Raw genomic sequence first — 9862 nt, 5'->3', positions numbered from 1 at the left:
ACCTGCCCCGGTGCCGCCGCCCAGGCCTCTTTCCAGGGAAGATGAGAAACATGCGCCGGAACCTGCCCCGGTGCCACCGCCCAGGCCTCTTTCCAGGGAAGATGAGTTCCATGCGCCGGAACCTGCCCCGGTGCCGCCGCCCAGGCCTCTTTCCAGGGAAGATGAGAAACATGCGGCCGTCCCTTCCCAGGTACCGGAAGGGATTCAGCCCGTGAATACCATACTGAGCAAAGCGGCGGGGGGCGGCGATGAACTCAAGGACATCCTCAATTCTGCCCGGGAAATGAAAGCGGAGCTCAGGCAGGTCCTTGATGAATCCCGCTTGATGCTCGCTGAAGCTGAGCAGAAGGTGCGCCAGGTAAGGGCCATATCCGAAGAGAACCGCAGTTACGCCCCTCCGCCCGCGGCACCGCCTCCTCAAGCGGCACCCCAGCCTTTCATTCACGCAGGCATTGAGATCCCAGAGCGCTCCGATCTTGACGTGGAGCTCGATGACATCCTGAAGCTGCTGGTCTATCACAAGGGCTCCGATCTCCATCTCAAGGTGGGATCGCCTCCCGTGACCAGGATTGAAGGCGAGCTCATCCCCGTGGGGAGCCAGAATCTGACAGCGAAAGACACCCAGAGGCTCATCCTCAGGATCATGAACCCCGATCTGGTGCAGTCCCTGCTCAGGAAAAAGGAGATTGACTTTTCTTATGAGGTGAGCTGCGGCCGCTTCAGGGTCAATGCATTTCTGCAGAAATCCACGGTGAGCGCCTCCCTGAGGCTGGTGAAATCCCAGATCCCGAACTTCAAGCAGCTTTACCTCCCCTCAACCCTTGAGAAAATTGTGGATTTCCATGACGGGCTCTTCCTGGTCACCGGCTCGGCGGGATCGGGAAAGTCCACGACCCTGGCGGCCATGATAAACTTTCTGAACGAGTCAAAGAAATATCATGTCATTACCATAGAAGACCCTGTTGAATATGTTTTTGAAGACAAGCAGTGCATCATTACCCAGCGCGAGGTGGGAATTGACACCGAGTCGTTCCGGGATGCCCTGAAGATGGCGCTGCGCCAGGATCCCAATGTCATCATGATAGGAGAGCTCCGTGATACCGAGACGGTCTCGCAGGCCATCATGGCCGCTGAGACAGGGCACCTGATCCTGGCGACCCTCCATACCCCAAACACGATCCAGGCAGTGCGCCGCCTTCTTGATTTTTTCCCGAGCGAGCAGCAGAAAACCTACCAGGCTTCACTGGCTTCAACGCTGAGAGGCATCATCTCCCAGAAGCTTATCAAGAGAATTGACCAGGACGAGAGAATTCCTGCCGTGGAGCTCATGTTTGCCACCCCTACGATCAGCAGCCTCATAAGGGAAGGAAACCTCACCGAGATATACCAGTATATCAAGGATGGCATGAGCGAGGGAATGATTACTTTCACCGAGTCCCTCACGCGCCTTTTCAAGACAGGGTGCATCTCAAGGGAAAGCGCCCTGTTCAACGCGGAGCAGGCGACGGAAGTGAGGCTTACCATGGCCGAAAACGAAGGCGGTGGATCGATTGATGCTCCCGACGCGATGAAATCAAGCTGGTGGCATGACCGCCTCTAGGCCCGTCATAGTCGTCACAGAGGCATAGGTGAAAAAGCAGTCCTTCACTCTTGCGCAAAGCAGGTATAGTAATGCGCATTATAAATTGCAGTATCATAGTTACCAGAGTTAAGTATCCTTGCTCATCTGGCAATTTGCCTGTCCCCGCAGGGGGGAATGCTGCAATTACTTATACTCTGGAGTATCAATCATTACAGGCTTATTAAGAATATTATCTTCCCCGCGGCAGGCCCCGCGAGTGCAACTGCCAAAAGAAGAATCACTCTCAGATATGAAGGGAATTTGCGGGAAGAACAAGAAAAATGGTACTTAGAGGTAATTAGTGCGCTTTAGGGATCTCATGCGGAGAAGGAGGTGTGGCGCCAGGGGAATCTCTCACTCAAATCAAGGAGAAAAACAATCCAAAGGAGGAAAATATGCCCACTGCGAATCTGCCGAAAACGATGAAAGGAAAGGACCTCATCACCACCCAGGAATGGACCAGGGATGAGCTGGACCATGTGCTCAAGCTTGCCAAGGACATGAAAAAGAAGAGGTTTGCCCCTGAATACACGGAGCTGCTGAAACACAGGACCTTCTTCATGTTTTTCTACAACCCCTCGGTGAGGACAAGGCAGTCCTTTGAATGTGCCGCCACAGAGCTCGGCGGCCACGCCCAGTTTCTCGAGCCCAAGACCATGCGGCTCAAGACGGCCACCACTGCCGGCGAAACGGTGGAAGACGCGGCGAAGGTGATGAACCGCTATGCCTGCGGGATCGGCATCAGGATCCTGGAGGACAAGATCGCCGCTTACGGCGAAGGCGACGACCTGCTGCGCGAATACGCGAAATGGTCTGAAATTCCCATCCTGAGCATGGCCCACGACAAGTTCCACCCATGCCAGGGCCTGGCCGACATGATGGGCATCCAGGAGCATCTCGGCGAGAACCTCCAGGGGAAAAAGATCCTCATCGCCTGGGGCCATGGCGCCCTTGCCCGCTCATGGTGCTCGGTGCAGGAAGCAATGCTCATCTGCTCGCGCTTTGGAATGGACGTGACGCTTGCCCACCCCGAGGGATATGACCTTGACCCGGAAGTGATCAAGCATACGCAGCATAACTGCAAGGAGCAGAACAGCAAGTTTGAAATCACCCACGACCCCGTGGCGGGATACAAGGGAGCCCATGTAGTCTATTCCCGCAACTGGATGAGCCCCAACGCCTACCAGAACGGTGAATTCAACAAGCAGGGCGATATCGAAAAGGCCCTCAGGTACACCGAGTGGATCTGTGATGCAGATAAGATGAAGCACTCCGAGAATGCCCTTTACACCCATCCCATGCCGATAGACAGGGGTCACGAGGTCACCGATGAAGTGGCAAGCGGTCCCAGGAGCATAATCTATGACGTGGCCGAGAACAGGCTCCATGTGCAGAAGGCCATAATGGCCCTCACGATGTCGGACCACTAGGTGCAAAAAAATAATAAAAGGAGGTGAGCCTTCGGATTCGAAGGACCATAGATGGAAAAAGTTGCAGTAATCGCCTTAGGCGGAAATTCTCTTATCAAGGACAAAAAGCATGAGTCAGTTGAGGACCAGTACATTGCTGCATTTGAGTCCTGCACGCACATCGCGGAACTGATCGAGGCAGGCTACAATGTGGTGATCACTCATGGAAACGGCCCGCAGGTGGGCTTCATACTTCTGCGCTCCGAGCTCTCAAGGCACAAGATCCACGAGGTTCCCCTGGATTTCTGCGGGGCTGACACGCAGGGCGCACTGGGCTACTCATTCCAGCAGGCCCTGGGAAACATCCTCAAGGACAAGAAAATAAAGAAGCCCATAGTCACCGTGGTGACCCAGGTCGTCGTGGACAAGAACGACGAGCGCTTCAAGAACCCCTCGAAGCCCATCGGCCAGTTCTATACCAAGGAGGAAGCCGAGGAGCGCAGGGACAAGAGCGGCTGGGAGATCAAGGAGGATGCCGGCCGCGGCTGGCGCCGCGTGGTCGCCTCGCCGCTTCCGATTGAGATTATCGAGGAGGACGCGGTGAAGACCCTCATCGAAAAAGGCTTCGTCGTTATCACCGTCGGAGGGGGCGGCATCCCTGTCATCAGGAACGAGAAGGGCGATCTGCAGGGAGTCGCGGCCGTCATCGACAAGGATTTTGCCTCAAGCCTCCTGGCAAGCAATATCAAGGCGGACTACTTCATCATCTCCACGGCCGTAGAGCAGGTGTACCTGAATTACGGCAAGGAGAATCAGAAGGCCCTCAGCAAGGTGACGGTGAGCGAGCTCAAGAAGTACATTGAAGACGGCCATTTCAAGCCCGGCAGCATGCTCCCAAAGATCCAGGCTGTCATCTCCTTCATAGAGAAGGGCGGCCGCGAGGCCATCATTACCGATCCGCCCCATATAAGGGCCGCCGTTGAAGGCAAGACCGGCACTCACGTGATAGGAGGTTAGCCATGAACCGTGTGAAGGGGATGGAATGCATAAGCTGCAGGGGAAAAGTTGCTTATGACGCGAAAAAAGTCCAGTATCTCTGCCCTGAATGCGGCGGGAACCTGGAGATACTTTTCGATTATCAGCATATCGGCAAGTATTTCACCAGGGAAGCCCTGGCCGCATCAAAGGATTTTTCCATGTGGAGGTATGCTCCCCTGCTTCCCATACAGGATCTCTCACGCATTCCTCCCCTTCACATTGGTTGGACCCCTCTCTACCACGCCGGGAAAATGGGCGCTGTCCTGGGCATGAGCCAGCTCTATCTCAAGGATGACGGGAGAAACCCCAGCGCCTCCCTCAAGGACAGGGCAGGCGCCGTGGCGCTGGTATGCGCCCTTGAGCGTGGCATCAGCAGTATCACGGGAGCATCAACAGGCAACGCCGGCTCATCAATGGCATGCCTCTGTGCAAGCGTGGGAATAAGGCCCGTGATCTTTGTGCCTGAGAAAGCGCCAAGGGCAAAGATAGCCCAGCTTCTTCTCTATGGCGCCCGCGTGCTCATGGTGCGCGGCACCTACGATGAAGCCTTTGACCTCTGCCTCAAGGTATCCGATACTTATGGATGGTTCAATCGCAACACCGGGTACAACCCCTTTACCCGTGAAGGAAAAAAGACCTGCATTCTCGAGATCTGCGAACAGCTCATGTGGGATGCTCCCGACTGGGTATTTGTCTCCGTGGGCGATGGCAACATCATAAGCGGCATGTGGAAGGGGCTGCGCGATCTCAATGAACTGGGCTTCATAAAGAAGCTTCCCAGGATATGCGCCGTGCAGTCGGAAAAGAGCAATGCCGTGGCGCAGGCGGTGAAGAACTACCAGGACGGGCCGATCACCGTAAAGCCTGTGAAGGCCACCACAATAGCGGACAGCATCTCTGTCGATCTTCCCAGGGACGGTATTGCCGCCGTAAGGGCAGTGCTGGAGACGAAAGGCGAGGCCGTCGAGGTCTCCGATGAGGAGATCCTTGAAAACATAAAGTTCCTTGCCCATCATTCGGGTATATTCGGCGAACCGGCAGGGGTCACTTCGCTTGCCGGTCTCAGGAAGCTGCTGAAAAAAGGCATTGTCAAGCCCGATGAAAAGGTGGCATGTATAATCACGGGGAATGGCCTCAAAGATGTGGACTCGGCCCTCAAGGTGGCCGGCTCCGGTGAGACCATCGATCCCACTCTCGAAGCAGTCAAGAAGGTCCTGGAGAAAAACTGACACCCTCCAGGAATGGCGCGAAGGATGTGATAAAGTGGAGCCTGATATCGAACGGGAACCAGGTGAGGAAAGCGAGCAGGACCGCCCCAGCAAGGACGATATCCTGAGAGGGAAATTTATCGAAAGAAATTTCGAGAAAATCCTGAAGCTCCTGAAGAAGCCCGAGAGGCGCGATCCCGCCCTCTACGTCATCATAGGCCTCCTCGCGCTCATCCTGGTCCTGCAGCTTCTCCGCCCCGCCGGAGCAGGGAAGGGCTCCCTTGGCGACGAGAGCCGTGACGAGGTGATAAAGAGGCTTGAGGCCATCCAGACCAAGGTCGAGCGCCTTGAGAAGGAGTTCATCGTCCTCTCAGGCGGTGAAGGCGATACCGCGGAACCCTCTCCTGCGGCATCATCCTCGCAATCCTCGCAGGGGGAGCCGCACCAGGCTGCCGCTCCCCCTTCCCAGGAGCCACAAGTGACACCGAAAGGAATTCGGAAATACACGGTGAAAAGCGGTGACACTCTTGAGGTAATCTGCGCCAGATTTTACAGGAGCAAGGATCCTGCTCTCATCAAGGCACTTGGAAAATACAACAACCTGAAAGGGCCGAACTTTGACCTTTACCCCGGGAACACCATCAAGGTGCCGCCCAGGCCGGTGCTTTCAAAAAAGGCCAAATAACGTGCGCGTTACGGCCTTGTGCCATAGACTTCCACGAGGCTGTCAAAGAGCAGCATGGTATCGGCAAACCTTCCGATTCTCTCAAGCGTAATGTCATGGTCATCCATGGCATCCTGGGCGCTTCGCTGGAACTCCATCACCACAGCCTGAAAATCCTTTACGGCTTTCTCATCTATACCTGCACCCGCAGATGCCTTCACCCACTCTTCAAGGCGCTCCTTTACGTCACTCCGGGCTTTTTCAGCCTTCTTTCTGAACTCTTCTCTGCCCGTCCTCACATAGAGAAGCGTTGCCGAGCTCAGCGAGCCCATGGCCTCCTCCAGGGGGACAAAGAGGGCGCCAGAGGCTGATTCCCTGCCATGAGCCTTCATCGAGTGAGTGACGCTCTTTTCCAGCTCCTGCACCTTGTCGGCATTTTTTGCATGGTGTGAGATATTCTCTCTTTCCATCTCGTCCATATCGGCAAGCTCCTCCGCAATGGCTCTCAGGTCGGCATAGACTTCCCTGAGGCGCTTGAGATTCGTCTGACTGCGGAGGGGGATGCTCTTCGACGCTTCGCTGAGAAAGCGGTCACATTCATTGAGAGCTTTTTTCACCCTTCCCTGATAACTGCCTTTCAATGCAACGGTGCCGCTGAGGAGAGAAAAGGAGAGAGAATGGACCTTGAGGGAGAATTCCCGGGTGAAGGCCGCAAAGGCGCGCCTGTCACTCTCGGCCTGTGCCGCGGCCTTCCCTGCGGCACAGGCAGGCATGAGGGCAATAATCAAGAAAAGCGCGGCGGCAAGAAAGCATTTCATAGTCCTCACCTGCCTTCAGAGGCGGCAAGAGCCTCCTTCAGCCTGTCGTAGGCAGCCTCAAGGCTCTCTGAAAGCACCTTGGTCCCTGCAATGACCGGCATGAAATTCGTGTCGCCATTCCATCGGGGCACTATATGATAATGAAGATGGCCCTCAAAGCCGGCGCCGGCAACTCTCCCCAGGTTCAAACCGATGTTGAAGCCGTCAGGCCTGAGGACGCCCTTGAGGATCCGCACCCACTTCTGAACTAGAAGGTTTGCCTCCCTCAGCTCCTGGTCGTCGAGGCCGTCAAATTCACTTTCATGCCTCGTGGGAGCAACCATGAGGTGGCCGTTGTTGTAAGGATAGATGTTGAACATCACCAGGGCCCGCTCCCCGCGCTCGATCACGAAATTCTTCCTGTCTTCGCCCGAATCTCTCACATCACAGAAGAGGCACCGGTCTTTGGTCCCCTCCAGGATGAACTTCATCCGCCAAGGCGCCCATATACGCTCCATGCTCCGCCTCTTTCTAGGAATCTTTCAGCGATTCCTCAAGCGCTCTCGAAAGCTCGTCAAACTTCATGATTACCTCGCCGGCGAGGTCCGGGAGCGCCTCGTATTCCTTCATCTTTGCAGCTGTCTCAAGTTTCCTGGCGGCATCTGTCGCACCGGGTGCGCCGAAGCTCGTTGCAGAGTTCTTGAGGCTGTGGGCTGAATTGCGGATCTCGTCGGCCTTCATCGTTCTCAAGGCTTCAGCGAGCTTTGCTTTTTCTTTTTCAAGGTCCTGCCTGAAGACCTCCACAAGGGTTGCGATAAATGCCCTGTCCTTTGACAGGTCTCCCAGAGATCTGCTCAGGTCAAAGAGGGGGGCCTCTCTCTCCTTGTCGCTCTCCATGGCAGGAACTCTCCAGTATCCATATAATAAAATAGCAGAAGGATAGAGATATCTTCTTGCTCGCAATGGTTAATCCTTCAAATCCCGGGCACCAGCAGGGGGAGCCGGGAAATGAAGGCTGGCAAAGGAGCCGCCGATGAAAAGCATTCACCGTATCAAGCTGGACATATTCAAGGTGAGCTACAGAATATGCAGGCCTTACCAGGAGAAGATAGATGATTTTTATGAGGATGGGAAAATAAGGTTCCAGTGGGATATGATCAAACAGGCCCACCTCCTGGGCAATGACACCACCCTCCCTGCAGTCTGCACCTCCTGTCCCCTCAACATTTACTGCCAGGCCGAGGGGTGCCAGGGTGAGATCCTCGGGATGAACATATTCCTGAGGGTCCTCTCCAGGATCAAGCCCGATGCATCGCTGTTTCAGTACAGCCTCCTGTATGATGTGCTTGACATTGAGGCGACCCGCAGGCTTTACCAGGATATCACCGAGACCGAGGGCTTCCTTGAGAAGCTCAAGTGGCCCATCGCCCAGGTCTTTTACGGGAGCATGCCCGTGAGCTACGACAGGGGAGACGGCACTTACCGCTTCATTTTCTATGAATGGGAAGGCGAAGAGGAGGAGACCTATCCACAGGGCTCCGAGGGGTATTTCTGGGGGCGGTCCCAGGAAGGCATCGCGGTGAAGGACAATTTCGGGAACAGGATGCCTTACATATTCAGCAAAATCTATAAGGAAGGCTTCGGAGTGTACGGCCTCTCCCTTGACGGCATGCTCCATGCCTTTGTGCCCGTGATGGGGCACTTCCCTTCATGGGATGACATCGATCCCAGGAGGAATTCAGAGCTTGTCGCCACTGAAGCGCCGGCATCCATGGTCTTCAAGGACACCATAGACACGCTGAAAATCTTTGCCCAGGAGGCAATGAAGCATAATACCGGGCTGGTCTTTGAGTGTGTCGGCTGATGGGAACCCCTATTTGCCCTCGATATAGGGCTTGGCAAAATCTGTAACCACAGGTATTACCACGTACTCGCCGTTATAAGCCTTGATCGCGTAGAATATTGAAAAGACCCACATCACAAGAGGCAGCAAGCCGAGAATCGGTGCGAGAATACAGCCGATGCCCGGGATGGCTGCAAGAATTGACGCGCAAAATCCAAGGAGAACCATCGCAAGGCCGAAAAAGAGCCCCTGCCACCCATGGTACCTGCAGAAATGGACATTCTTCTTATCAGTGAATATCAGGAAAAGGGCTGGTAAAAAAAGCGGATAGGAAAGGGCGGCAAAAAGCTTGTCCTCCTGCTTTATCTCCTCTTTGTGCTCCTCGTCTGCCATATCGGTGACCTCCTTTTTCACTACTTGGTCACCTATCCTTTCCACATTTCCCTCCATATTCCTCCCGGGGCTCCCCCGCTCCTGGAGGAAAGGGACGTGAGGGGATAGAACTTTCAGGATATACAGAAGAGGACTATAATGCTGACTGAAAACTTCAACCTCGACAGCATCACGGAACTTGGAGAGTTCAGCTTCCTTTTTGCCGGGAACGCAGTCGGCGGCGGCGAATGGTGGGGTGTCTACCTGGGAAGCCGCTGTGTATTTCACCTGAGGGCTGCCCACAAGGGTGAGATCGAGGCCATCTATCTCAAGCAGAAAAACTATCCCTATTATTCACCCACGGAAAAGGATCACTTCTTCTTTTTCGAGGATCGCCTCTACCATGTGAACCCTGTAAAGGTTGACCCCCTCGCCGAGATGATAATCCTCTACTTCACCCAGATGACCAAAAAGCTCAAGCCCGAGGTCAAGAAGATCCAGCGGGAGTTCGGAGAGAGCCTCGTGAAATTCGACAACCTGCTGAAAACAAAGATGGAAGCAGTAAAAAAGGGAGGGGCATCCCTGGCCAAGGCAACACCTTATGTTCCGTCACCGCAGGTACCCTATACCCAGCCTGCAGTCACACCTTCCTTCACGGCGCCTTCTCCCCAGGCTGCGCCTTCAGTTCCTGCAGCGACAACAGCACCCCCAGCCATAACAACAGCAGCACTCCCGCCTGCAGCAACTCCCCCGGCTGCACCACCCGGAGAGCCCCCTCAGACTCAGGAAGCACTCACGGCCGAGCAGGAACTCCAGCGCCAGCGGATGCGGGAGCGGAGAAAGCGGCTGGGGCTGCCGGAGGATTTACCCTGACCTTATAGACATGCCAGGCACTGTGCCTGCCTGGAGA

General features: G+C 55.1%; 11 protein-coding genes. 7 read left to right on the top strand and 4 right to left on the bottom strand.

The annotated features are described in order from the left end of the window. The 5 genes from RDV48_17005 to RDV48_16985 form a co-directional block, all read left to right on the top strand. On the top strand, positions 1 to 1600 hold a 1600-nt coding region (locus RDV48_17005), incomplete at its 5' end, for a PilT/PilU family type 4a pilus ATPase (protein ID MDQ7824504.1). Positions 1601 to 2016: 416 nt separating this feature from the next. Continuing rightward, positions 2017 to 3051 (top strand): ornithine carbamoyltransferase, encoded by a 1035-nt coding sequence (locus tag RDV48_17000; protein ID MDQ7824503.1) that lies wholly within the window; start codon positions 2017 to 2019, stop codon positions 3049 to 3051. 51 nt (positions 3052 to 3102) lie between these two features. After that, entirely contained in the window at positions 3103 to 4047 is a 945-nt protein-coding gene (gene arcC / locus RDV48_16995; GenBank protein ID MDQ7824502.1) for a carbamate kinase, read from the top strand. Positions 4048 to 4049: 2 nt separating this feature from the next. Next, entirely contained in the window at positions 4050 to 5297 is a 1248-nt protein-coding gene (gene thrC, locus RDV48_16990; GenBank protein MDQ7824501.1) for a threonine synthase, read from the top strand. A gap of 34 nt (positions 5298 to 5331) precedes the next feature. Continuing rightward, positions 5332 to 5961, top strand: coding sequence for a LysM peptidoglycan-binding domain-containing protein (locus RDV48_16985; GenBank protein MDQ7824500.1), 630 nt, complete (start codon positions 5332 to 5334; stop codon positions 5959 to 5961). An 8-nt stretch (positions 5962 to 5969) separates the two neighbouring features. On the opposite strand, the gene RDV48_16980 is transcribed toward RDV48_16985, so the two are convergent. From RDV48_16980 to RDV48_16970, 3 genes are read right to left on the bottom strand one after another with little or no spacing between them, the layout of a single operon-like run. Continuing rightward, a complete protein-coding gene (locus RDV48_16980; protein ID MDQ7824499.1) occupies positions 5970 to 6758 on the bottom strand; it encodes a hypothetical protein in 789 nt (262 codons plus the stop codon). A 5-nt stretch (positions 6759 to 6763) separates the two neighbouring features. Next, the gene (locus RDV48_16975; protein MDQ7824498.1) at positions 6764 to 7255 is read right to left on the bottom strand and encodes an HIT domain-containing protein; all 492 of its coding nucleotides are present in this window, start codon (positions 7253 to 7255) and stop codon (positions 6764 to 6766) included. A 13-nt stretch (positions 7256 to 7268) separates the two neighbouring features. Further along, a complete protein-coding gene (locus tag RDV48_16970) occupies positions 7269 to 7634 on the bottom strand; it encodes an Hpt domain-containing protein (protein ID MDQ7824497.1) in 366 nt (121 codons plus the stop codon). A 136-nt stretch (positions 7635 to 7770) separates the two neighbouring features. Here RDV48_16970 and RDV48_16965 point away from each other — a divergent pair, with 136 nt between their 5' ends. Next, on the top strand, positions 7771 to 8601 hold the full coding sequence (locus RDV48_16965) for a hypothetical protein (GenBank protein MDQ7824496.1): 831 nt from the start codon (positions 7771 to 7773) through the stop codon (positions 8599 to 8601). Positions 8602 to 8610: 9 nt separating this feature from the next. Here RDV48_16965 and RDV48_16960 read toward each other — a convergent pair whose 3' ends face one another. After that, the gene (locus RDV48_16960) at positions 8611 to 9018 is read right to left on the bottom strand and encodes a DUF4870 domain-containing protein (GenBank protein ID MDQ7824495.1); all 408 of its coding nucleotides are present in this window, start codon (positions 9016 to 9018) and stop codon (positions 8611 to 8613) included. A 93-nt stretch (positions 9019 to 9111) separates the two neighbouring features. Here RDV48_16960 and RDV48_16955 point away from each other — a divergent pair, with 93 nt between their 5' ends. After that, positions 9112 to 9825, top strand: coding sequence for a hypothetical protein (locus tag RDV48_16955; GenBank protein ID MDQ7824494.1), 714 nt, complete (start codon positions 9112 to 9114; stop codon positions 9823 to 9825). Positions 9826 to 9862 lie beyond the last annotated feature (37 nt).

This window comes from Candidatus Eremiobacterota bacterium (genome assembly GCA_031082125.1).
Lineage (GTDB): Bacteria > Vulcanimicrobiota > CADAWZ01 > CADAWZ01 > Ess09-12 > Ess09-12.
Note: the sequence above shows the minus strand (reverse complement) of the source record. Positions and strands in the feature narration are given on the sequence as shown.